This window comes from Microbacterium sp. UMB0228 (genome assembly GCF_002871415.1).
Lineage (GTDB): Bacteria > Actinomycetota > Actinomycetes > Actinomycetales > Microbacteriaceae > Microbacterium.
Window position 1 is genome coordinate 67,850 of the sequence record NZ_PNFU01000008.1, and the last position, 23,494, is coordinate 91,343.

Genomic DNA, 23,494 nt, shown 5'->3' on the forward strand with positions numbered 1-23,494 from the left:
CTCGCCGACCCACCCCCTTGAGGTCGACCCACCCCCAAAAGTGCGTCATTTATGGGGGTGGGTCGTACGGAAGGGGGTGGGTCGACGGTCAGCGGTGGGTGACGCGGTGACCGATCCAGAAGCCGATCGCGATCAGGCCGACCAGACCGATACCGAGGATCCACGGGAGCAGAGAGGGTGCGGCGCCGGCCGTGGCCGTCGCGAGGGTGCCGGAGCCATCGGCGATGCGTCCGTTGCCCGCCGCGAGGTCGGCCGCGCCCGCGTCGAGCTTCGCGCTTCCGGCCGCGAGGGTGCCGGAGCCCTCGGCGACCGCGTCGGCGCCGGTACGGAGTTCGGTCATCCCGGACCGGAGGTCGCCGGCCCCCGACTGCAGCGCGCCGACGCCCGTGGCCAGAGTCCCGGCACCCTCGTCGAGCCGCGCCGCGCCGGCGCTGAGCTCCGCGGTGCCGGAGTACAGCGACGATGCTCCGGTCGACAGGGTCTGCAGCCCGGACGAGAGATCCGCCGCGCCCGCCGCGAGCCGGGAGGTGCCGTCCTGCAGCGTCTGCGCTCCGGCGACCAGGGCGGGAGCGCCCTTCGGGGAGACCAGGGCCACGGTTCCCGGCCAGCCCTTCGAGGAGTCGCCGTTGATGAGCGCACCGACGCCGGCCGTGACACGGGCGGAGCCGTCGGCGGCACCGATGAGTCCCTGTGCGAGGCCCGGAGCAGCCGCGGCGGGGGCGGCCAGCGCGCCGACCTGCTTCTCGACGCCGGCGGCGAGCGCCGCGAGCTGCTGGAGCTGCACGTCATCAGGGTGTGCAGCGAGGAGACCCTGGAGTCCGGCCGCGAGCGTCCGCGCATTGCCGGGAGCGCTCGTGGCGACGCCCGTCAGCAAGGCCTTCGTCTCCGGATGGGCGAGTTTCTGCACATCGGCGCTCACTCCGGCGCGCAGCGTGGTGCTGAGGGTCGTCGCCCCCTCGAGCACACCGTTCGCGTACCGGTGCGCGCCGTCGACACCGGCGGCGAGAGTGGTCGCGCCGTCGACGAGCTGCCGGGCTCCGGCGTCTGCCGCCGCCATCTTCGCCGCGAGCTCCTGCGATCCGGCGAGCGCCGTCTGGGCTCCGCCGCTCACCCGCCCCGCACCGTCGAGAGCGGTGGCGGCTCCCGCGGCGAGGGTACCCGCGCCCTCGGCGAGCGTGGTGGCGCCCGCGGCAGCGGTGGTCGCGCCGTCACTGAGCTTCACCGATCCCTGCTGCGCCGTCGCGGTGCCTGCCGCGAGATCCTGCGTGCCCGCGGCCAGCTCGTCGGCCCCCGCGGCGAGGTCGGCGGCTCCGGCGGCGAGGTCCGCGGATCCCCCCTGCGCGGTGGTGGTGCCGTCCGCGAGTTCCGAGGCGCCCGCGGACACCTTGCTCATCGTGGCGAAGAACAACAGCACCATCGCCGCCAGCAGAAGGCTGAGGACGATCACGGCGATGCGCATGCCGAGGCCGTGCGCGTGGGTCTTTTCACTCGTCATTGAGGACTCCCGAGGTCAGTGGCGTCGTTGCCACCCGCGACTGTAGGGCCGCACTCCCCACCACCCCCCGGTTTTGCCGCCAGGTACCAAGTCCCACCTCGGGCGACACTCAGTTTCTTGTCGTCCTCACACAATCGCCGACCCGGCCCCTTATGCGCGAGCCACCCCCATATGTGACGCACTTTCGGGGGTGGGTCGCGCGGAAAGGGGTGGGTCGGCGAGAGTGGCGAAGGCGTTCGCGAGGTCGGCGAGGAGATCGTCGACGTCCTCGAGGCCGATGGACAGACGCAGGACGTCGGCGGCGGGACGCGCCTCCGCGGGGACCGGGCGGTGCGTGAGCGCGGCGGGGTGCTGGATGAGGGAGTCGACGCCCCCGAGCGACACGGCGTGCGTGAAGAGGCGGGTCGCCCCGGCCACCGCTGCGGCCGCTGCATAGCCACCGCGCAGCCGCAGGGCGATCATCGCCCCCGGCCCGCGGAGCTGCCGTTCCAGGATGCCGCGCGGATCCCCGTCGAGCCCGGGATAGAAGACCTCGGCGACCTCGGGCCGATCGACCAGCCACTGCACGATGCGACGAGCGCTCTCCTGCTGGTGCCGCACGCGGACCGGCAGGGTCGTGAGACCGCGGTGCAGCAGGTACGCACCGAGCGGGTGCAGGAGCCCCCCGGTCACCGCACGCACGCGACGCAGCGCCTCCGCGGTCCTCTCGTCACAGGCGACGACGCCGGCGATGACATCACCGTGGCCGCCGAGGTACTTGGTGGCGCTGTGCAGCGACATCGCCGCGCCGTGGTCGATCGGGTTCTGCAGCACGGGGGTCGCGAACGTGTTGTCGACCACGACCGGCACGCTCCCCGCCTGCCGCACGACCTCGGCGATGTCCGCGACCTCGAGGGTCGGGTTCGCCGGCGTCTCCACGACGACGAGTCCGGTGTCGGCGCGCAGGGCGGCGGCGACCTCGTCAGGACGGCAGTACGTCGTCTCCACCCCGAGCAGGCCGGACCCCAGCAGGTGGTCGGTCCCTCCGTAGAGCGGACGCACCGCGACGACGTGCCGCGCTCCCGTGGCACCCGTGTGCGCGAGGATCACGGCGGTCATGGCCGCCATCCCGGAGCCGAAGGCGACGGCGGCCTCGGCGTGCTCCAGCTCGGCGAGCGCATCCTCGAAGCGCCCGACCGTCGGATTCCAGAGGCGGGCGTAGACCATGCTGCCGTCCTGCGGCGGGCGGCCCCCGGTCGCCATCGCCTCGTACGAGTCACCGCCGCGCTCGACGTCGGGCAGCGGATTCGTCGTGGAGAGGTCGATCGGCAGGGCGTGGACCCCGAGCGCCTCGAGGTCGGCACGGCCGCTGTGGACGGCCACGGTGTCGGGATGCAGCGGTGCAGTCATCCCTCCACGCTGGCCGAATCGCGGGGTTCTCGCTGGTCTTCGACAGAACAACTCATCGAATCCGGGATCCTCGCTATTCTGTGCAACATCCGGCCGTACCGAGGAGGGCACGTTGGCGAAAGCGCAACTCGACGAGATCGACCTGGAGCTGCTCGCCGCCCTGAGCCGCGATGCAGCCGTCACCAACAAGGCTCTGGCCCACCGCCTCGGACTCGCGGAGTCCACCTGCGCCCACCGGATCCGCGGCCTGCGCGAGCGTGGAGTCATCCGCGATACGCGCGTCCGCCTCGACGGCTCCGCTCTCGGCTACCCGCTGCAGGCGATCATCAAGGTCCGCCTCGCGCATCACACCGGACCCAAGGTCACGGCGCTCTTCGACGCGCTCGTCGCGATCCCCCGTGTGCTCCAGGTGTTCCACGTCGCCGGGGTGGACGACTTCCTCGTGCACGTCGCCGTGCAGGACGCGACCGCTCTGCGCGACATCGTGCTCGAGCACATCACCGTCCACCCCGTCGTGCGCGGCACCGAGACCCAGCTCGTGTTCGAGCTCCGCGACGGCACGGGTTTCCTCCCCCGCTGAACGAGGGGGCAGGATGGAGGGACGCCGTTGCAAAGGAGCACCATGAGCCGTCGTGCCACCCCCGCCACCGAAGCGATCCGCGGGATGAGGGACCTCCTCTTCACGCACGCCACGGACTACGACGCCGCGCGCCGCGAGTTCGCCTGGCCCGACCTGACCGCCTTCAACTTCGCGCTCGAGTGGTTCGACGTCATCGCCGGGGAGAACCCCGACCGTCCGGCCGTGCAGATCGTCGAGGCCGACCTCAGCCTCCGCTCCTGGACGTACGGCGAGCTCTCCGCCCGCTCCGACCAGGTCGCCGCCTGGTTGCGCGGCCTCGGCATCGGCCGCGGCGACCACGTGATCGTCATGCTCAACAACACGATCGAGCTGTGGGAGGTGATGCTCGCGATCACGAAGCTGGGCGCGGTGTCGATCCCGACCTCGACGCTGCTGTCGGCCTCCGACCTCGCGTACCGCATCGAGCACGGCCGCGCCGGCGCCGTCGTCACCCTCGGCACCCTGGCCGACCGCCTCGAGGGGATCGACCCCGCGGTCCTGCGCATCGGCGTGGGCGCGTCGCTGCCTGCGGACTGGAAGCGGTTCGCGGACGCCGTCGCCACCACGGAGGAGTTCGTTCCGGACGGCCCGACGCCCGCCGGCGACACGGCCCTGCTGTACTTCACGTCCGGCACGACGAACCGCCCGAAGCTCGTGCAGCACACCCACGTCTCCTACCCGGTCGGCCACCTCTCCACGATGTGGTGGCTCGGCGTGCGCCCGGACGACGTGCACCTCAACATCTCCTCCCCCGGGTGGGCCAAGCACGCCTGGTCGAGCTTCTACTCCCCGTTCCTGGCCGAGGCGACGGTGTTCGTCTACAACTACGACCGCTTCGACGCGAACACGCTCATGGAGGTCATGGACACCCACCACGTCTCGACGTTCTGTGCCCCGCCCACCGTCTGGCGCATGCTCATTCAGGCCGACCTCTCCCGGCTCGCGCACCCTCCGCGGGAGCTCGTCGGCGCCGGCGAGCCGCTGAATCCCGAGGTCATCGACCGGGTGCGCGAAGCGTGGGGCGGCACGATCCGCGACGGCTTCGGGCAGACGGAGATGACCGCCTGCATCGGCAACTCCCCGGGGCAGACGGTCAAGGTGGGATCGATGGGCCGTCCGCTCCCCGGGTACCCGGTCGTGCTGCTCGATCCGTCGACGGGCGAGGTCGTGGAGGACGAGGGCGAGATCGCGCTCGACCTCGCGCAGCCGCCGCTCGGCCTCATGGCGGGGTACTACGACGACCCGGAGAAGACCGCGGAGTCGCGGGCCGGGGGCTTCCATCACACCGGAGACATCGCCGTGCGCGACGCCGACGGCTACCTGACCTACATCGGGCGCTCCGACGACGTGTTCAAGGCCTCCGACTACAAGATCTCGCCGTTCGAGCTCGAGTCCGTGCTGCTGGAGCACGACCTCGTCGTCGAAGCGGCCGTCATCCCCAGCCCCGACCCCACGCGCCTCGCGGTGCCGAAGGCGTACGTGTGCCTGACGCCGGACGCGGGCGCGGACGAGGCGGCCGCCGCACGCGCCGTGTTCGGCTACGCGCACGAACGGCTGTCCTCGCACCTGTGGGTGCGGATCATCGAGTTCGTGCCCGAGCTGCCGAAGACGATCTCCGGGAAGATCCGCCGCGTCGAGCTGCGGGCACGCGAGAGCGCCCGCGTGGCCGCGGGCGACGAGGCGCGGCAGCACCGCGACCGCGACTACCGCTGAGCGCTAGGAGACGACGGCGACCGGCGCCGTGGGCGTCGCGGTCGAGCCGGTCTTGAGCGTGGCCGTCGTCGTGGTCGCCGGCGCCGGCTTCACGCGCGCGGCCCGGCGTCGCGACTCGAAGCCGCCCGCCGTGAGCATCGCGCGCACGATCCCGCCGATCACGAGCATGCCCATGAGCGACGCGCCCGCCGCGATCAGCGGAAGCCACTGATTCGCGAAGCTCGCGGTGAAGCTCATCAGCGCGCACACGATCCACAATCCGACCGCGCCGCCCGCGAGCCCCCCGGCTCCGCGGATGATCGCGATCGCGGCCACGATCGCGCAGACCGCGGCGAGCGCCGCACCCACGTATCCGATCGGTACCAGAATGGCGGCCAGGTCTCTGGCCACTCCCACTGTCGTCATGACGACCCCCCGTCCGGCGGAACCCCTCCGCACCTTCGACATTAGAAGTGTCTCTCCGGAAGGCCATCCGTCTCAAGTCCGATCCGGGTCATCCTTCCGGTGGATATCCGCGGCTCAGCGCCGGACCGGCCACCGCAGCCGGCGCGGGCGCACGACGCGGACGGGGCGGGTGACGACCGCGTCGACCACCATCGAGCCGTCGGTGGGGCCGACGATCGCGATCGCGGAGGTCTCCGTGGCCTCGGCCGGGGCCACGGGTTGCCTCGCGAGCGCGCGATGCGCCTTGACGTAGGCCGGCACGAGGAGCACGATCGCCCCCACCCAGGCGAGCGGGTTGCTGAGGGCCACGCCGTCGAACCCGATCATCGCCCCGAGGACGACCGCGGCGACGACGCGCATCACGAGCTCGATCACGCCGGTGACCGTCGGCACCAGCGTGTGGCCGAGCCCCTGCAGCGCGCCGCGGAGCACGAAGAGCATGCCGAGCGCCCAGTAGCCGCAGCCGTTGATGATGAGCATGCGGTGCGCCATGTCGACGACGTCGTCCGAGCCGTCGCCGACGAACAGCCGGACCATCGGCGCGCCGAACGCGATGAGCAGCCCGCCGAGGACGATCGCCGCGGCGACCGCCATCCAGGTGGCCTCGACCACGCCGCGCCGGATGCGGTCGGGGCGGCGGCCGCCGTGGTTCTGGGCCGCGTACATCGACACGGCGAGCCCGAGCGAGGAGAGCAGGGCGACCGCCAGGCTGTCCACGCGGGATGCGGTCGTGTAGGCCGCCACCGCGTCGGCGCCGATCGTGTTCAGGGCGACCTGCACCGTGAGGGTCCCGATCGCGATGATCGAGGCCTGGAAGCCCATGGGGAGGCCGAGGCGCAGGTGGTCGGCGATGTCCGTGCGGGAGATGCGCCAGTCCGAACGACGCAGGTGCAGCATGGGCAGCCTCCGGCGCACGAACTCCAGACACAGGATCACCGAGACGGCCTGCGCGACCACCGTGGCGAGCGCGGCACCCGCGACGCCCCACTCCAGCGGACCGACCATGAGCACGACGAGGCCGACGTTGAGCGCACAGGAGATCGTGAGGAACACCAGCGGGGTCTTCGAGTCGCCGATGGCGCGGATGATCGCGGAGAGGTAGTTGAAGAACATCGTCGCGCCCGCGCCGAGGAAGCTGATCTGCGTGAACACCGTCGCCTCGGCCATGAGCTCGGGCGGCGTCTGCAGCAGCGCGAGGATCGGCCCGGCGATGAGGGGCGCGACCACCGTGAGGACCACGCTCGTGATGCCGCTGAGGAGCACACCCGTGGCGACGGAGCGGCGCACGGCGGCGTCTTCGCGCGCACCGAAGGCCTGGGCGATGGGGATCGCGAAGCCGCTCGTGAGACCCCAGGCGAAGCCGAGGAGGAGGAAGAGCAGGCTGCCCGTCGCGCCGACGGCGGCGAGGGACTGGACGCCGAGGTGGCGTCCGACGACGATCGCGTCGGCGAACTGGTAGAGCTGCTGCACGACGTTGCCGAGCAGCAGCGGGATCGAGAAGGCGAGGATGACGCGCCACGGACGGCCCGTGGTGAGGGTGGTGGCCATGAAGGAAGGGGCTCGCAGGGAAAGAGGGGATGGATCGGGGGTGGGCCCAGTTTATCGAATCGTTTCGGGCGAACGGAACACCCCGGACCGGATTGCCGTCGCCGGGGCGTCGATTTCGGACGAGCGGGCCCCGGTGGTTACTCTGCATCAGTCGAGGACGACCGGAGGAGATGAGCGTGACGAAGGAAGACACGGGGGCCATCCGCCAGGGGCAGACCGCAGCCGGAGGCGAGGAGCACCTGCGGCGCGCGCTCAGCAACCGGCACATCCAGCTGCTCGCGATCGGCGGGGCGATCGGCACCGGCCTGTTCATGGGCAGCGGCAAGACGATCTCCGTCGCCGGCCCCTCCGTGATCTTCGTCTACATGATCATCGGGTTCATGCTGTTCTTCGTCATGCGGGCGATGGGCGAGCTGCTGCTGTCGAACCTCAAGTACAAGTCGTTCAGCGACTTCGCGAGCGACCTGCTCGGCCCGTGGGCGGGCTTCTTCACCGGCTGGACGTACTGGTTCTGCTGGGTGGTCACGGGCGTGGCCGACGTGATCGCGATCGCGGGGTACACCGATGCGCTCCTCCCCGGCATTCCGCTGTGGATCCCGGGCCTCCTCGTGGTCGTGATCCTCCTGGCGCTCAACCTGCCCACCGTCGCGGCGTTCGGCGAGATGGAGTTCTGGTTCGCGCTCATCAAGATCGTAGCGATCGTCGCCCTCATCGTGACCGGTCTCGTCATGATCCTCACCGGCTTCTCGCACGACGCCGGCACCGCGAGCTTCGCCAACCTGTGGGAGCACGGCGGCATGTTCCCGCACGGCTTCCTCGGCTTCGTCGCCGGCTTCCAGATCGCGGTGTTCGCGTTCGTCGGGATCGAGCTCGTCGGCACCGCCGCCGCGGAGACCAAGGACCCGAAGCGCAACCTCCCGAAGGCCATCAACGCCATCCCGATCCGGGTCCTGCTGTTCTACGTGGGCGCGCTCATCATCCTCATGTCCGTCACGCCGTGGACCGAGTACGTCGCCGGGGAGAGCCCCTTCATCGCGATGTTCGCCCTCGCCGGGCTCGGCATCGCTGCCACCGTCGTCAACCTCGTGGTGCTCACCTCGGCGATGTCCAGCGCGAACTCCGGCATCTACTCCACGTCGCGCATGGTCTTCGGGCTGGCGCAGGACGGCGATGCCCCCCGGTTCTTCGGCCGGCTCTCGAAGCGCCGCGTGCCGCAGAACGCCCTGTTCCTGTCCTGCATCCTGCTGCTGTCCGGCGTCGTGCTGCTCTACGCGGGCAAGGACATCGGCACGGCGTTCGAGATGGTCACGACGGTGTCGGCCGTGTGCTTCATGTTCGTGTGGACGATCTTCCTCTGCAGCTACCTCGTGTACCGGCGCCGTCGTCCGGAGAAGGCGGCGACCTCGGCGTTCAAGATGCCGGGCGGGGTGTTCATGGTGTTCGTGGTGCTCGCGTTCTTCCTGTTCATCCTCTGGGCGCTGACCACCCAGCCGGACACGCTGATCGCCCTGCTCGTGACGCCGATCTGGTTCGCGATCCTCATCGTCGCCTGGCTGTTCGTGCGGAAGTCGCCGCACCACCGGGAGCGCCACGCCGCGCACATCGCGTACCTGCGCGACGACACGATCCCGGCCGACTGAGGCGTCAGGCCACCGACTCGAGGGTCGCGGGCTGTGCGGCCACGACCTTCGGGGCGAAGACGCGGGGGCGGAGCGCGAGGAACAGCAGTACCATGCCGGCGGCGAGCAGCATGTGCCCCACGCCCGCGATGCCGGCGATCATCTTCGTCGACTCCTGACCGAGCACCGTGAGGCAGCCGTGCCAGACGAGCATCGCCGAGGTCAGCACGAGCCCGGCGGTGTAGGTCCAGAAGAACCAGCCGAACAGGCGGCTCTCGGAGAGCGCGAAAGCCTTCTCCAGGAGCATCACCACGAGGAAGACGACGAAGCCCAGCACGAGCAGATGCGTGTGCACGAGTCCGAGCTGCGTCGGCGCTCCCTCCGGGAAGCCGTTGATCTTGGTGAACTCGCGGTAGAAGAGTCCGGAGGCGACGCCCACCAGCATGGAGGCGAACGCGGCGGTGAAGAGCCTGCGCATGGGAGTCCTTTCTGTCTGCCTCCAGCCTCGCCGTGGGGCCGTCGCCGCGGATCCATCGAACGGTGGAGACCGCGGGCGTCAGAGCAGACCGGACTCCCTCGCGATCGCGACCGCCTTCGCGCGGCTGTCGGCCCCGAGCTTCTCGAAGACGTGCACGAGGTGGGTCTTCACCGTCGCCTCCGTGACGAACAGCGCCTTCGCGATCTCCCGGTTCGAGGCCCCGGTGTCGAGCAGCCGCAGCACGTCGAGCTCGCGCCCCGTGAGCTGCACCCGCGGGGCGCGGAGGGCGCGGCCGACGCGCGCCGTGAGCTCCGGCGTCAGCGCCTGCCCGCCCGACGCGGCCTGTCGCACGGCCCGGACGATGTCCTCCGGGGCGATGTCCTTGAGCAGGTACCCCGCCGCCCCCGCCTCGATCGCGCCGAGGATCTGAGCGTCGCGGTCGAACGTCGTGAGGATGAGCACCGCCGGAGCCGGGTCGAGCGCCCGGAGCGCCGCCGTCGTCTGCACGCCGTCCATGCCGGCCCCCAGCCGCATGTCGCAGAGCACGACGTCGGGACGCAGGTGCCGGGCGAGGACGACCGCCTCCTCCCCCGACGCGGCCTCGCCCACGACCTCGGCGTCGTCGCGGCGGTCGAACAGCGAGCGCACGCCGGCGCGCACGATGGGGTGGTCGTCGACGAGCAGGATCCGCACGGGGGTCACGACCGGCCTCCGAGGGGCAGGTGGGCCGACAGCGCGGTGCCGTCGCCGGGGGCGCTCTCCACGTCGAGACCGCCGCCGAGCTCGCGCAGTCGGGCGCGCATCGCCCGCAGGCCGTAGCCGCCGCCGGGCCCCGCCGCATCCAGCCGCGACGGGTCGAAGCCGCGACCGTCGTCGACCACGTCCAGCCGCACCGCGTCGCCGGCGTCCGCGAGGGTCACCACGACACGAGTCGCGGCGGCATGGCTGCGCACGTTGGCGAGCGCGGACTGCGCCGTCCGCAGCAGGGCGACCTCCGCGTCGAGGCCGAGTGCGGGCAGATCCTCGTCGGCATGGAAGGTGGCCACGATCCCGGTCTCGGCGGTCAGGCGCTCGAGCATCCGGGCGAGGGCGTCGCTCAGCGCGGAGCCGTCCAGCTCGGCGGGCATGAGGTCGTCGACGATGCGTCGGGCGTCGGCGAGCCCTTCCGCGGCGAGCGCCCCGATCTGCCCGAGCGCCCGATCCCGGCCGTCCTCGTGCTCGGCGGCCGACCGCGCCAGCAGGACGATGGACGACAGGCTCTGGGCGACCGTGTCGTGGATGTCGCGCGACAGCCTGGTGCGCTCGGCGGCGGCGCCGGACTCCCGCTGGGTCCGGGCGAGCTCGTCCTGGAGGGCCGCCATCTCCTGCTGCGTCGCGACGAGGGACGCGATGAGTCGCCGCCGCTCCCGCCCGTCGCGGACGAGCTCCAGGTAGCCGCGGGAGATCCCGAGGGCGAAGATGCCGCCCACCAGCGGCCCGATCACGTTCGCGTAGGTGGTCGTCCCGGTGTGCAGCAGCGGCGCGACGATGACGACGGCGAGGATGAGGACGCTGAGCAGCACAGCCCATCGCAGTCGCAGCAGGAAGCCGGCGAGCAGCCACAGCGAGAACGCGAGCCACACGAACTCCGGCGACAGCGCCACCGCCCCCAGCCAGATGGCCGTGAGCCCCAGCAGCCAGCCGGTGGCGAGCGCCCGGTCGTCCGTGCGGGAGGAGAGCAGGAGTCCGCCGCCGTACCAGCCGAGGAAGGCGAGGGCGGTCGCGAGCAGCCACGGCACCGGGACCCCGTCGGCGAGGGAGCGGACGACGCCGACGACGGTGAGCACGACGGTGATGACGGCCTGGCCGACACGGAGCGACGTGACCAGGCGCCCCCAGGAGCGCGTGCGTCCCGTCCGCCCTCCGGGGTGGTCGGTCTCGGCGGTGTCTCCGGTCGGCATGCTGACATTCTCGTCCGCCGGGCCGGTGTGCGCCTCCATCGTTCGGTCGACCCCGTTCGAATCGCCCGATTGGCGGCATCCGGCCCAGATTTGGGACCAATCAGGCGATTCGAACGGAGGTATCGTGGGGCCGATGTCGACACCGCACCCGTTCCCGGCGACGATCGCGGCAGCCGTCGACCACGAGCTCGTCATCCGCAAGTCGCGCTTCCTCACGCACGTCGCACCGGTGTCGTCGGTGGCCGAGGCCGAAGCCGTCATCGCGACGATCCGGAAGCGCGCCTGGGACGCGAACCACAACTGCACCGCGATGGTGACCGGTCTGCACGGGGATCAGGCGCGCTCCTCGGACGACGGCGAGCCCTCCGGAACGGCCGGCGTCCCGATGCTCGAGGTCCTCCGGCGCCGCGGCCTCACGGACATCGTTGCGGTGGTGACCCGCTACTTCGGCGGGGTGAAGCTGGGGGCGGGCGGCCTCATCCGCGCCTACTCCACAGCGGTGTCCGAGACGCTCGACCGCGCCGCCCTCGTCCGCCGCGAGGCGCTCACCCAGGCGACCATCGAGGTCCCGCACGCCGAGGCCGGCCGCTACGACAACCTGCTCCGCGACTGGGCGGCGTCCCACGGGGCCACGCTCGGCACGCCGACCTACGGGGCCTCCGCGCAGCTGGAGCTGTGGGTGCCCGCCGCCGCGCTTCCGCGTCTGGCCGCCGACCTCGCCGCCGCGTCCGGGGGCGCCGTGGCCCCGGTGGCCGGGATCGAGCGGATCGTCGACGTCGCGGACTGAGGCCTCCCGGCGGCCGCACACCGTCCGACGGATATCCTGGACGCCGCGGTCGCGGAAGGAGAGCGATGTTCGACAGTCCGCTCTCGGCCTCGCCGTACGAGATCCTCGGCGTGGATCCGGCCGTCGACGACGCCGAGCTCCGGCGGGCGTATCGGCTGCGACTGCGGCAGACCCACCCCGACACCGGCGGCGACGCGGCCGTGTTCATCCAGGTCCAGCGCGCGTGGGAGCTCATCGGCACCGTGGAGGACCGCGCCGCGTACGATCGCCGCGCGGGCCTGACCGACGACGGCGGCGAATGGAGCGGCTGGCGTCCGCAGACCGTGCGCACCGACACCCGGCCGCGCGCCCGCTCCTACGGACACCCCGGGGGCTGGCGCCGCGAACGCTACCTCTCCCTGATCCGCGAGTGGGCGGGTCACGGGGTCGAGGTCCCCGACCCGTACGCCCCGGCCCTCGTGCGCGCCGCCCCACGGGAGCTCCGGCGGCTGCTCGCCGACGCGCTGGCGGAGGAGGCCACGGCCCGCACGGTCTCCGACCTCGGCATGGGCTTCACGGTCTGGCACGACGTCGCCGCAGGACAGACCCCCGAGGACAAGCTCGACCACGTGGTGCTCAGCCCCTCCGGCCTCTACGGCGTCATGTCCGAGGACTTCGGCGGGATCGTGGGGTTCCGCCGCGGGGAGATCACCGGCCCGAGCCTCGGCACCCGGGCCCCGGTCACGGCGGCTCTCGCCCGGATGCGCGCGGTGGCGAAGGCCGCGAAGGTGAAGTTCGCCGGGGCGATCGTGGTGCTCCCCGACGACGACCTCGCCCAGGCGGTCACCCCGCTCGGCAGCAACCGCGGGGTCCCGGTCGTGGTGGTGCGTCGCAGCGCGCTGGCGATGGTGCTGCGTCAGGGCGTGCCCGGGGCGCGGGCCATCGGCGGCAACGAGCTGTTCGATATCCGCACCCGGCTGCAGCAGACGGTCCGCTTCGTCTGACGGCGGCGACGCGCCCGGCATCCCGGCATGCTCTTTTGAATCACTCAAAACACGTGTAGAGTCGAGGGCATGGAGACGGAACTCGACTCGGCGTTGCGCGACGCCGGGCTGCGTGCGACTGCGGGCCGCGTCGCCGTTCTCGAGGCTCTCGGCTCCATGGCCCACACGGATGCGGAGCGGGTCTACCGCGCCGTGTCCGACGTGCTTCCGACCACGTCGATCCAGTCGGTGCACAACATCCTCGCGGACCTGACGACGGCGGGCCTCATCCGCCGGATCGAACCGGCAGGCTCCGCGGCGCTGTACGAACGGCGCATCGACGACAACCACCACCACGTCGTCTGCACCTCCTGCGGTGCGGTCGGCGATGTGGACTGCGTCGTCGGCGAGGCGCCGTGTCTCACCCCGTCCTCGACGGGGGGCTTCACCGTGCAGACAGCTGAAGTCACCTTCTGGGGCCTCTGCCCCAGCTGCCAGAACGCCGCGTAGGCGCATCCACCGATCCCCTCCCCGAGGGTCCGTTCGGCATGTCCGCGCGGAGAAGGAGAAGACCATGACCAACCCCACCGACGCGGGCCGTCCGGCCACGACGACGCAGGCCGGAGCGCCGATCGCGAGCGACACCCACTCGCTGACCGTGGGCCCCGACGGCCCCACCGCGCTGCACGACCACTACCTGGTCGAGAAGCTCGCCTCCTTCAACCGCGAGCGGGTGCCGGAGCGCAACCCGCACGCCAAGGGCGGCGGCGCGTTCGGCGAGTTCGTCGTCACCGAGGACGTCTCGAAGTACACCCGTGCGGCCGTGTTCCAGCCGGGCGCCACCTCGGAGACCCTCCTCCGCTTCTCCTCCGTCGCCGGTGAGCAGGGCTCCCCCGACACCTGGCGCGACGTGCGCGGGTTCTCGCTGCGCTTCTACACGACCGAGGGCAACCTCGACATCGTCGGCAACAACACCCCGACGTTCTTCCTCCGCGACGCCATCAAGTTCCCGGACTTCATCCACTCGCAGAAGCGCCTCGGCGACTCCGGGCTCCGCGACGCCGACATGCAGTGGGACTTCTGGACCCTTTCGCCCGAGACCGCCCACCAGGTGACCTACCTCATGGGCGAGCGCGGCCTGCCCCGCAGCTGGCGTCACATGAACGGCTACGGCTCCCACACCTACTCGTGGATCAACGCCGAGGGCGAGGTGTTCTGGGTCAAGTACCACTTCATCTCTCACCAGGGCGTCGAGGCGATGAGCCCGGAGGAGGCCGAGCAGCTGGCCGGTTCCGACGCGGACCACTACCGTCGCGACCTGTTCCAGTCGATCGCCGAAGGCGACTTCCCGAAGTGGGACCTGTACGTGCAGATCATGCCGTACGACGAGGCCAAGGACTACCGCTTCAACCCCTTCGACCTCACCAAGACGATCTCGAAGAAGGACTACCCGCGCATCAAGGTCGGCACGCTGACCCTGAACCGCAACCCGGAGAACTTCTTCGCGCAGATCGAGCAGGCCGGCTTCGCGCCGGGGAACCAGGTGCCCGGTACCGGCATCTCCCCCGACAAGATGCTCATGGGCCGCATGTTCGCCTACCCGGACGCCCAGCGTCACCGCATCGGCGCGAACTACAACCAGCTGCCGGTGAACCAGCCGCACGCCGCCGAGACCCGCAACTACCAGCACGAGGGCTCGATGCGGTACCAGTACAACGACGCCGCGCACCGCACCTACCAGCCGAACTCCTTCGGGACCCCCGGTGGCCCCGCGGCCGACCCGGCGAAGGGCATCGAGGTGAACTGGTCGGCGGACGGCGAGCTCACCCGCTCCGCCGCGACGCTGCACGCCGAGGACGACGACTTCGGTCAGGCCGGCACGCTGTACCGCGAGGTCTTCGACGGCCCGCAGCGCGCCCGCTTCCTGGAGGTCCTGACCGGTCAGGGCCGCTCGATCACGGTCGACGCCATCCGCGAGCGCTTCTTCCAGTACTGGACGAACGTGGACGCCGAGCTCGGCGCCGCTCTGCGCGACCGCGTCTGACCCGAGACCCCGGGTTCTCCTCGAAACCCCCTCTCCGCGACACGGCGGGGAGGGGGTTTCGGCGTGTAACCGGGGTCTCGGCGCCACGGAAGGGAGGAGTGGGGGGAGGATGGTGGGGTGGCTGTTCCCCTCTCCGACCTCACCGAGATGCCCGACCCGCAGCACGTCTACGCGGCGGACGGCACACGACTGGCGACGTACACGTGGGGGGAGCTCGACGCCCCCGTCGTGGTGACCGTGCACGGCTTCGCCTCGGGCGCGCGCGACAACTGGGTGCTGACCGGCTGGGTGCGCGAGCTGACCAGGGCGGGGTACCGCGTGCTCGCACTCGACCAGCGGGGGCACGGGCAGAGCGACAAGCCGCACGAGTCCGACGCCTACGCCATCCGCAACCTCGTGACCGACGTCGAGACCGTCATGGACACGTACCTCGTCGACGACGCGTTCTACCTCGGCTACTCGCTCGGCGCCCGGGTGGGGTGGGAGGTGGCCCGCGAGCTCCCGCATCGGATCGGCCGGGCGGTCCTGGGCGGGGTCCCCGACGGCATCCCCCTCGCGCGTCTCGACCTCGACCAGGTGCGCGCGTACATCGCGGACGGCACCCCGGTGGAGGACCGCACGACGCAGAACTACATCGCGCTAACCGAGCGGGTGCCAGGGAACGACCTGCGCGCGCTCATCGCCCTGGCCGAGGGACTTCGAGGCTCCGGCACGATCGATCCGGATCCCGCGGACGCCCCGGTCGTGCCGCTGCTGTTCGCGACAGGATCGAAGGACGCGATCATCGAGGGCTCCCGGGCACTGGCGGCCGCGGCTCCCGATGCCCGTTTCGTCGAGCTCCCGAACCGCCACCACTTCAACGCCCCCGGCTCCCGCGACTTCAAAGAGGCCGCGCTCGCCTTCTTCGCTGAGTCCTGACTCCGCCGAGACCCCGTCTACGCGCCGAGACCCCCTCCTACACTCGCGTGCAGGAGGGGGTCTCGGCGGGAAAGCGGGGTCTCGGGGATCAGGCGGTGGCGTCCTCGCGCTTCGGGAGGACCCAACCGGCGCGGGGGAAGTGGCACGTGTAGCCGTTCGGGTACTTGATCAGGTAGTCCTGGTGCTCGGGCTCGGCCTCCCAGAACGGACCGGCAGGCTCGATCGTCGTGACGGCCTTCCCCGGCCACAGCCCGGAGGCGTCGACGTCGGCGATCGTGTCGCGCGCGACCTGCTCCTGCTCGGGGGTGAGCGGGAAGATCGCCGACCGGTAGCTCGACCCGATGTCGTTGCCCTGACGGTTCAGCGTCGACGGGTCGTGGATCTGGAAGAAGAACGCCAGGATGTCGCGATAGGTCGTCGCACTCGGGTCGAACACGATCTCCACGGCCTCCGCGTGACCGGGGTGGTTGCGGTAGGTCGCGTGGTCGTTCTCCCCGCCGGTGTAGCCCACGCGGGTGTCGATCACGCCGGGCTGGCGGCGGATGAGGTCCTCCATGCCCCAGAAGCAGCCGCCCGCGAGGACGGCCGTCTCGGTCCCGGGAGTGCGGGTGATGGTTCCGGTGTCGGTCATGACTGCTCCTCAGAGGTGTGGGTGGTGAAGAGGGGGCTGTAGCGACCGTACCCCTCCTTCTCGAGATCCTCCGCCGGGATGAAGCGGAGGGCGGCCGAGTTCATGCAGTAGCGCAGGCCGCCCTCGGCGCGGGGTCCGTCGTCGAAGACGTGTCCGAGGTGGCTGTCGGCACCGGACGACCGCGCCTCGGTGCGGGTCATCCACAGCGTGCGGTCGGTCTTCGTGGTCACGGCGTCGGCGTCGATCGGGCGCGTGAAGCTCGGCCAGCCGGTGCCGCTGTCGTACTTGTCCCGGGAGGAGAACAGCGGCTGCCCCGAGACCACGTCGACGTAGATGCCGTCGTCGTGAGTGTTCCAGTAGGCGTTGCGGAAGGGCGGCTCAGTGGCGTCCTGCTGCGTGACCTCGTACTGCAGGTTCGTGAGACCGCTGACGGCCTCGGGGGTCCTGCCGTAGTCGTTCGACATGAGTGGCTCCTTGTCCGACGCCGCTGGCTGCGGCGTCATAGAGGAGAACCAGGGACGGGTCCGTTTTGGTCCCGCGGGGCTGGGAGCGGGCTGGGAGTTTCCGCTCAGCCCGCGTCTCGGACGACGGCGAGGTTCCTTTCCGCGGTGCGGACGATCTCCGCGACCGTGCGATCCTCCGGCCGCCGCGCGACCTTGAGGCCGAGCCAGGGCACGTCGCCCGCGGCGTGGAGTCCCGCGCGGACGTGCGCCGCGTCGAGCAGCGAGGCGGACGCGGGATGGGTCTCCGCGATGGGCAGATGCGCGTCCACCCAGGCGGGGCCGTACGGACTCTCGACCGGCGCGGCCCCGGAGAACGCGAGCCCGGTCAGCAGCCCCGAGGCCGCGGCGTCGGCGATCTGCGCGGTCACCGCGTCCGCGTCCCGCAGCTCGATCGCCGACCGCCCCCAGTTGAGCCAGAGGCCGACCGGGGCGTCGGCGGACCGGATGGCCGCGATCTCGGCCGCGAGCGGGAGGAACCCCTTCTCGGGCGTCTGACCGGGAACGGCGGCGTCGCAGTGCTCGATGACGAGCCGGGCTCCGCTCCAGTCGAACGCCGCGACCTCCTCCAGCGACCGGGCGAGCGGGTCCCCGTCTCCGCTCCCGCGGGGCGCGGTGTGCAGCATCACCACCGCGACCGCTGCGGCGCTCTCGGCGGTGAGCCGCGCGACATCGTCCGCCACGCGCCGCAGATCCGCCACCGCCGCGGCTCTCCCCTCCGCCTGCGGTGAGGCGAGGCCGTACGACGGGTCCTCCCCGAGCCGCCGCATGACGAACGGCACTGCGGTGACCGCAAGGGGCACGGCCGGCACGTGGTCGAGGAGCCAGGACGGGTCGTGTGGATGGACCGCCCCCATCCACGGCACCTCGAGCCCGGCCACCCCGGGGAGCGCGCAGAGCTCCGGCAGCAGCGCGGCCTCCAGCGCCGGATCCCACTGGGTGTGCGCGGGCGACAGCGGATAGGCGCTGAGGAGCACGGGGGTCACGGACGGGCCCCGGCGAGACTCCGCGCGAACCACGACGTGATGGTGGCCGGATGGGTGATGGCCGTGCCGACGCAGACCGCGTAGGCCCCCGCGGCGATCGCGGCGGCGGCGTGCGCCGGGGTGTGGATGCGCCCTTCCGCGACGATCGGGCGCGTGCAGCGTGCCGCGATGAGGCTGATGAGCTCGAGGTCGGGGCCGTGGCTCTTCGGACGCTCCCCGGTGTAGCCGGAGAGGGTCGTGCCGAGGATGTCGGCGCCCGCGGCTTCGGCGGCGAGCGCGTCGTCGAGCGAACCGCAGTCGGCCATGATGAGCGCGTCGGAATGCGCGCGCAGCCCGACGATGGTCTCCGCGAGGGTCCGGCCGTCGGGCCGCGGGCGTCGGGTGCCGTCGATCGCCACGATGTCGGCGCCCGCGTCGGCGACGGCCACGGCATGCTCCAGCGTCGGCGTGATGAAGACGTCGGCGTCGCCGTCCTTCCACAGCCCGATGATCGGCACCGGGAGGGCGGCGACCGCGCGGATGTCGTCGATGCCCTGCACGCGGATCCCGGCGGCACCCCCGACGACGGCGGCGTCGGCGACCTGCGCCATGGTGCGCGGGTCGCGCATCGCCTCCCCGGGGTACGCCTGACAGGAGACGATCAGGCCGCCGCGCAGGCGTTCGAGGATGGGGGTGGATGTCATGGTCGCCTCCAGGCGGATGCCGCCGCGCCCCGCAGCGGCGCGTCGTCGCCGAGGGTTCCCGGCAGGATGGGGGTGTCGTGCAGGGCGTCGATGGCGTCCGCGTGGAAGGCCGCCCGCAGGGAGTCCCACCACAGCTCGCCGATGCGCGGCACGCCGCCGGTGACGACGATCCGCTCGGGGTCGAGGAGGGTCGCGGCTCCCGCGAGTGCGCGGCCGACGGCGGCGGCGGAGTCCTGGATGGCGCGGACGGCGAGGGAGTCCCCCGTGCCGGCCGCGACGGCGACCCCGCGCGCATCGCGCAGCGCCGCGTCACCGCCGAGCGAGAGGTAGTGCCGGTGCAGGCCGATGCCGGAGCCGAGCGCTTCGAGGTGTCCGTGCCGGCCGCAGGGGCAGCGGAGGTGCGCCGCCCCCGGGATCGGGAGGTGCGCGAGCTCGCCCGCCACGTGATGGGCACCGCGCACCGGACGGCCGTCGAGGATGACGCCCGCGCCGACGCCGGTGCCGACGGCGACGACGAGGGCGCTCGCGGCTCCGGCGGCGGCGCCGTGCCGGTGCTCCCCCGCGGCGTGCGCGTCGACGTCGTTCTGCACGGCGACCGGCGCATCGGCGGGGAGGCGATCCGCAAGGACTTCCCGGATCAGGGCGGCCAGCGGGGTGCCCGGCCAGTCGGCGAAGGTGTCGGTGGCCGACACGATCGTCCCCGTCCGCGCGTCGACCACGCCCGCGGTGCCGATGCCGACGCCGACGAGCGCGGACTCCTCGTCGAGCAGTTCCTCCGCGAGCGCGGCGACGGTCGCCACGACGGCGGCGGGTCCCGCGCTCGCGGGGGTCGGCGCCGCGGCGGTGCGCAGCAGCGCGTCCTCCCGGTCGGCGAGCGCCGCGGCCGTCTTGGTGCCGCCGATGTCGACGGCGAGGACGACCTCGCGCATCAGACGGCGACCGGAAGCAGACCGAGCTCGTCGAGGATCGTGCGGATGCCGGCGACGGCCTCCGGGGAGAGCGGCTCCACCGTGTCGGCCATCGTCGCGTGGTCGATGATGCCGCGCGCGTGCATCGCCGCCTTGAACGCGCCGACGCCGGTGGCGTCGCCGGACAGCCCCTGCGGCTGGAACACGATGTCGAAGAGCCGGTTGATGCGCTCCTGCTCGGCCCGGGCGGTCGTCCAGTCACCGCGCTGCGCGGCCTCCCAGAGGCGCACGTAGCCCGCGGCCTCCACGTTCGCCAGGCCCGGGACGACACCGGCGGCACCGACGAGGGCCATCGCGTCGACCACGACCTCGTGCCCGGTGAGCAGCTGCAGCGGGCGACCGGCGGCCTCGTTCGCCGCGATCAGTCGGCGGAACCCGACGTCGTCGCCGGACGAGTCCTTCACCCCGTGGATCACGCCCTCCCGGCCGAGCTGCACGAGCAGGTCGATGCCGAGCTTGGAGTGCACCCGCACCGGCACGTCGTAGGCCCAGAGCGGCACGTCGATCGCGGCGGCGATCGTGCGGAAGTGCGCGGCGACCTCGGCCGGCGAGTTCAGCGTGTACAGCGGCGCGGTGGTCACGATCGCCTGCGCGCCCGCGGCGACGAGCCGGCGGGCCGTCTCGATGATGCGCGGGGCCGTGAGCTCGATCGCGCCGGCGATGACGGGCACGCGTCCGGCGTTCGCGGCGACGATGGTCTGCAGCAGCTCGACGCGCTGGTCGTCCGTGAAGTACGCCGTCTCCCCGGTGGAGCCGAGCGCGAACAGTCCGGAGACGCCCTCCCCGATCAGGCGCTCGACGAGGCGGGTGAGCGACGCGTGGTCGATCGTCCCGTCGGGGAGCAGCGGGGAGGCGACCGGCGGGACGACGCCGGAGAACGACAGGGCGGGAGCGGGGGAAGGCATAGGTGTTCCGTCTTTTCAGTGGTGGGGTTCGAGCAGCGAGGGCGCGGCGCCCAGCAGCGTGCGGGTGTAGGGGTCGGCGGGGTCGTCGAAGACCCGGGCGGCGTCGCCGTGCTCGACGACGCGGCCCTTGTTCATCACGGCGATCTCGTCGGAGAGGTAGCGGACGGTCTGGATGTCGTGGGAGATGAAGACCATGCCGAGCCCGAGCTGCTGCTTCAGGTCGGTCAGCAGATTCAGGATCTGCGCGCGCACGGAGACGTCGAGGGCCGAGGTCGGCTCATCGGCCACGATGACCTGGGGGTCGAGGACGAGGGCCCTGGCGATCGCGACGCGCTGCCGCTGCCCGCCGGAGAGCTGGCTGGGCAGCGCCTCCAGCGCCGACGACGGCAGCCCCACGAGCCCGATGAGGTCGCGCACCTTGCGCTCCCGGCTCGCCGGGGAGCCGAGGCGATGCACCTGCAGCGGATCCAGCAGCGCGTCCCGCACGGTCATGCGGGCGTTCAGAGCCGTCGCCGGGTCCTGGAACACCACGGAGAGGATGCGCCCCAGGCGCTTGCGCACCGCGGGGGTGAAGGAGCGCACCGTCTCCCCGTCGAACACGACCTGACCGCTCGTGGGCTTCTCGAGGCCGATCAGCACCTTCGCGGAGGTGGACTTGCCCGAGCCGGACTCGCCCACGATGCCCAGCGTCTGTCCGCGGCGCACCGTGAGCGAGACCCCGGCGAGCGCGTCGACGTAGTGCGGGCGGAACAACGACGAGCTGCGGGCCCGGTAGCGGACGTGCACGTCCTGCAGCTGGATGACGGGTTCGCTCATCGTCCTGCTCCGATCGGTTCGACGGGCGCATCGTCGGGATGCGCGGAGTAGTAGTGCTCGGTCCCGTCGATGTGCCGCCGCACGGGTTCCACGCCGGCGTACCGGGCGGGGTCCGCGGAGCGCGGCGCGAAGCGGTCGCCCTGCGGGAAGTCCCGCGGGGAGGGGACGACACCGGACACCTGGTGCAGGCGGTCGGAGCCGGCCTCGATCGAGAGCACCGCCCCGAGCAGGCCCTGGGTGTACTCGTGGACGGGCTGCGTGAGCACCTCGCGGGTGGTGCCCTGCTCCACGACCTGGCCCGCGTACATCACCGTGATCCGGTGCGAGAGCTCGGCGACGAGGGCGAGGTCGTGCGAGACGAACACCAGTGCGAACCCGAGCTCGCGCTGCAGCCGCATGAGCAGCTCCACGACCTGGGCCTGCACCGTCACGTCGAGGGCCGTGGTGGGCTCGTCGGCGATCACCAGCCGCGGGTCGCGGGTCAGGGCCATCGCGATGAGCACGCGCTGCCGCTGGCCGCCCGAGAGCTCATGCGGGTACGAGGCGAGCGTGCGCTTCGGATCGAGACCGACGAGCTCCAGCAGCTCCTCGGCCGTGCGGGTGCCGCCGCGGGAGGTGAGCTGCTTCATCTGCGCGCGGATCAGCATCGCGGGGTTCAGCGAGCTCAGGGCGTCCTGGTAGATCATCGCGATGTCGTGGCCGCGCAGCGCGTTGCGCTCCTTCGGCGTCATCCGCAGCAGATCCTTCCCGTCGAACAGGATGCGCCCGCGGATGTCGGCCTTCGGATCGAGCAGCCCCATGATCGCCAGCGAGGTGATGGACTTGCCGCACCCCGACTCCCCCACGAGCGACATGGTCTCGCCGGGGCGCACGGTGAAGCTGACGTGGTCGACCACGTCGACGTCGCCGTGGCGCGGGAAGGAGATGCACAGGTCCTGCACCTCGAGCAGCGGCGCGGCGTCTCCCGTGTAAACCAGGCGATCGGTACGGGAGAGTTCGCGGACGCGCAGCTCGGCGAGGCGCTCCGCCAGCGGCACCGTCTCCGCGGTGGGCACGAGCACGTCGGGCACACCGCTGGGCACCGAGAGGTTGACCGCGGTATCGACCGTCGGGATGACGTGGGTGTCGTCCGGGGCGGCGGCCTCCTCCAGGTCGTGCGTCGACTCCTCCGTGTTCGCGGCGTCGGCGGTGATCTTCCTGGCGCGCGGCGAGACCATGGCGTCGGTCATCCCCTCGGACAGGATGTTGAGGCTCAGCACCGTGATCATGATGAGGATGCCGGGGAAGAAGGTCGCCCACCAGGCTCCGCTCATGAGCAGGTTGCGCCCCGCGGCGATCACGTTGCCCCAGGACGGCTCGGGGTCGGGCACACCGGCCTGGAGGAACGACAGCGAGGCCTCGAACACGATCGCGTCGGCGACGAGCACCGTGGCGAAGACGAGCACGGGTGCCATGGCGTTGCGGGCGACGTGCCGCACGATGATCCGCGGGGTCCCCGCGCCCATCACGCGGACGGCCGAGACGTAGTCCTCGCCGTACTGGTCGAGGATGTTCGCGCGGACGATGCGGGTCAGCTGCGGCACGTAGAGGAATGCGATCGTGAGCACGAGCACCGGCAGCGACTTGCCGAACACCGCCACGAACACCGCGGCGAGCGCGATGCCGGGGAACGACATGATCACGTCCATGACGCGCATGAGGGTCTCGGAGATCCACTTCGGCGCGGTCGCGGCGATCGTGCCCAGCACGCAGGCGACGGCGAGGGCGACGAGGGTGGCCCCGAGCCCGATCACGAGGGAGTAGCGGGCCCCGTAGACCAGTCGGGAGAAGATGTCGCGACCCTGCCGGTCGGTGCCGAACCAGTGCTCCCCGCTCGGCGGCTGCACCGGCGGGCCGGAGGCGAGCGGGTCGTACGGCGAGATCAGCGGAGCGAGGATCGCGGCGAGCGCGATGATCGCGAGCACGGCGAGGCAGATGATCGAGCCGAGGGAGAGACGGCCCCAGCGGAGGCCGGGGACGGAGAGCCGTTCCGTGAGTCTGCGTCGCATG

At 71.8% G+C, this 23,494-nt stretch carries 23 protein-coding genes; 8 read left to right on the plus strand and 15 right to left on the minus strand.

The genetic code is table 11. The features are described 5' to 3' along the window. Positions 1-88 precede the first annotated feature (88 nt). Together CJ226_RS15910 and CJ226_RS15915 are read right to left on the minus strand one after the other, a co-directional pair. Positions 89-1,495, minus strand: a complete 1,407-nt coding sequence (locus CJ226_RS15910; RefSeq protein WP_102209788.1) for a hypothetical protein — start codon at positions 1,493-1,495, stop codon at positions 89-91. A gap of 150 nt (positions 1,496-1,645) precedes the next feature. Then, positions 1,646-2,884 carry a PLP-dependent aspartate aminotransferase family protein gene (locus CJ226_RS15915; RefSeq protein ID WP_102209789.1) on the minus strand — a complete coding sequence of 413 codons (1,239 nt, stop codon included), beginning with the start codon at positions 2,882-2,884 and terminating at the stop codon, positions 1,646-1,648. A 112-nt stretch (positions 2,885-2,996) separates the two neighbouring features. Here CJ226_RS15915 and CJ226_RS15920 point away from each other — a divergent pair, with 112 nt between their 5' ends. Continuing rightward, positions 2,997-3,464 carry an Lrp/AsnC family transcriptional regulator gene (locus CJ226_RS15920; RefSeq protein ID WP_025102769.1) on the plus strand — a complete coding sequence of 156 codons (468 nt, stop codon included), beginning with the start codon at positions 2,997-2,999 and terminating at the stop codon, positions 3,462-3,464. A 42-nt stretch (positions 3,465-3,506) separates the two neighbouring features. Further along, positions 3,507-5,216: an AMP-binding protein gene (locus tag CJ226_RS15925; protein WP_102209790.1), complete on the plus strand. Its 1,710-nt coding sequence runs from the start codon at positions 3,507-3,509 to the stop codon at positions 5,214-5,216. 3 nt (positions 5,217-5,219) lie between these two features. Here the strand turns inward: CJ226_RS15925 and CJ226_RS15930 are convergent, their stop codons facing one another. Then, a complete protein-coding gene (locus tag CJ226_RS15930) occupies positions 5,220-5,621 on the minus strand; it encodes a hypothetical protein (protein ID WP_146008259.1) in 402 nt (133 codons plus the stop codon). A 114-nt stretch (positions 5,622-5,735) separates the two neighbouring features. Beyond that, positions 5,736-7,208, minus strand: a complete 1,473-nt coding sequence (locus CJ226_RS15935) for an MATE family efflux transporter (protein WP_102209791.1) — start codon at positions 7,206-7,208, stop codon at positions 5,736-5,738. A gap of 170 nt (positions 7,209-7,378) precedes the next feature. Between CJ226_RS15935 and cycA the strand changes: the two genes are divergently transcribed. Further along, on the plus strand, positions 7,379-8,848 hold the full coding sequence (gene cycA, locus CJ226_RS15940) for a D-serine/D-alanine/glycine transporter (RefSeq protein ID WP_062637847.1): 1,470 nt from the start codon (positions 7,379-7,381) through the stop codon (positions 8,846-8,848). Between the two features lie 4 nt (positions 8,849-8,852). Here cycA and CJ226_RS15945 read toward each other — a convergent pair whose 3' ends face one another. The 3 genes from CJ226_RS15945 to CJ226_RS15955 form a co-directional block, all read right to left on the minus strand. Then, positions 8,853-9,305, minus strand: a complete 453-nt coding sequence (locus CJ226_RS15945) for a DUF2871 domain-containing protein (RefSeq protein ID WP_102209792.1) — start codon at positions 9,303-9,305, stop codon at positions 8,853-8,855. A 78-nt stretch (positions 9,306-9,383) separates the two neighbouring features. After that, a complete protein-coding gene (locus CJ226_RS15950) occupies positions 9,384-10,007 on the minus strand; it encodes a response regulator transcription factor (protein WP_102209793.1) in 624 nt (207 codons plus the stop codon). Then, positions 10,004-11,245 (minus strand): sensor histidine kinase, encoded by a 1,242-nt coding sequence (locus tag CJ226_RS15955; protein ID WP_102209825.1) that lies wholly within the window; start codon positions 11,243-11,245, stop codon positions 10,004-10,006. The genes CJ226_RS15950 and CJ226_RS15955 overlap by 4 nt, the downstream gene beginning before the upstream one ends. A gap of 133 nt (positions 11,246-11,378) precedes the next feature. Between CJ226_RS15955 and CJ226_RS15960 the strand changes: the two genes are divergently transcribed. From CJ226_RS15960 to CJ226_RS15980, 5 genes are all read left to right on the plus strand, one after another. Then, on the plus strand, positions 11,379-12,032 hold the full coding sequence (locus CJ226_RS15960; RefSeq protein ID WP_102209794.1) for a YigZ family protein: 654 nt from the start codon (positions 11,379-11,381) through the stop codon (positions 12,030-12,032). A gap of 65 nt (positions 12,033-12,097) precedes the next feature. Further along, positions 12,098-13,015: a DnaJ domain-containing protein gene (locus CJ226_RS15965; protein ID WP_102209795.1), complete on the plus strand. Its 918-nt coding sequence runs from the start codon at positions 12,098-12,100 to the stop codon at positions 13,013-13,015. A 69-nt stretch (positions 13,016-13,084) separates the two neighbouring features. Continuing rightward, complete coding sequence (locus tag CJ226_RS15970) at positions 13,085-13,504, plus strand: Fur family transcriptional regulator (RefSeq protein WP_025102779.1); 420 nt, start codon at positions 13,085-13,087, stop codon at positions 13,502-13,504. A 64-nt stretch (positions 13,505-13,568) separates the two neighbouring features. Beyond that, positions 13,569-15,038 (plus strand): catalase, encoded by a 1,470-nt coding sequence (locus CJ226_RS15975; RefSeq protein ID WP_102209796.1) that lies wholly within the window; start codon positions 13,569-13,571, stop codon positions 15,036-15,038. Positions 15,039-15,155: 117 nt separating this feature from the next. Continuing rightward, entirely contained in the window at positions 15,156-15,956 is an 801-nt protein-coding gene (locus tag CJ226_RS15980; RefSeq protein ID WP_102209797.1) for an alpha/beta fold hydrolase, read from the plus strand. Between the two features lie 88 nt (positions 15,957-16,044). On the opposite strand, the gene msrA is transcribed toward CJ226_RS15980, so the two are convergent. The 8 genes from msrA to CJ226_RS16020 all read right to left on the minus strand — a co-directional run bounded on the left by msrA (position 16,045) and on the right by CJ226_RS16020 (position 23,493). Next, entirely contained in the window at positions 16,045-16,587 is a 543-nt protein-coding gene (gene msrA / locus CJ226_RS15985) for a peptide-methionine (S)-S-oxide reductase MsrA (RefSeq protein ID WP_025102782.1), read from the minus strand. Next, positions 16,584-17,051 (minus strand): peptide-methionine (R)-S-oxide reductase MsrB, encoded by a 468-nt coding sequence (gene msrB, locus CJ226_RS15990; protein WP_102209798.1) that lies wholly within the window; start codon positions 17,049-17,051, stop codon positions 16,584-16,586. Before msrB ends, msrA begins: the two co-directional genes overlap by 4 nt. A gap of 104 nt (positions 17,052-17,155) precedes the next feature. Continuing rightward, positions 17,156-18,073 (minus strand): DUF4862 family protein, encoded by a 918-nt coding sequence (locus tag CJ226_RS15995; protein WP_180964627.1) that lies wholly within the window; start codon positions 18,071-18,073, stop codon positions 17,156-17,158. Beyond that, positions 18,070-18,756 (minus strand): N-acetylmannosamine-6-phosphate 2-epimerase, encoded by a 687-nt coding sequence (locus CJ226_RS16000; protein WP_102209799.1) that lies wholly within the window; start codon positions 18,754-18,756, stop codon positions 18,070-18,072. Before CJ226_RS16000 ends, CJ226_RS15995 begins: the two co-directional genes overlap by 4 nt. Beyond that, complete coding sequence (locus CJ226_RS16005; RefSeq protein ID WP_102209800.1) at positions 18,753-19,685, minus strand: ROK family protein; 933 nt, start codon at positions 19,683-19,685, stop codon at positions 18,753-18,755. The genes CJ226_RS16000 and CJ226_RS16005 overlap by 4 nt, the downstream gene beginning before the upstream one ends. Beyond that, positions 19,685-20,629 (minus strand): dihydrodipicolinate synthase family protein, encoded by a 945-nt coding sequence (locus tag CJ226_RS16010; RefSeq protein WP_102209801.1) that lies wholly within the window; start codon positions 20,627-20,629, stop codon positions 19,685-19,687. The genes CJ226_RS16005 and CJ226_RS16010 overlap by 1 nt, the downstream gene beginning before the upstream one ends. 15 nt (positions 20,630-20,644) lie before the next feature. Then, positions 20,645-21,445 (minus strand): ABC transporter ATP-binding protein, encoded by an 801-nt coding sequence (locus tag CJ226_RS16015; protein ID WP_102209802.1) that lies wholly within the window; start codon positions 21,443-21,445, stop codon positions 20,645-20,647. Continuing rightward, complete coding sequence (locus CJ226_RS16020; protein ID WP_102209803.1) at positions 21,442-23,493, minus strand: dipeptide/oligopeptide/nickel ABC transporter permease/ATP-binding protein; 2,052 nt, start codon at positions 23,491-23,493, stop codon at positions 21,442-21,444. The genes CJ226_RS16015 and CJ226_RS16020 overlap by 4 nt, the downstream gene beginning before the upstream one ends. Position 23,494: the final 1 nt, after the last annotated feature.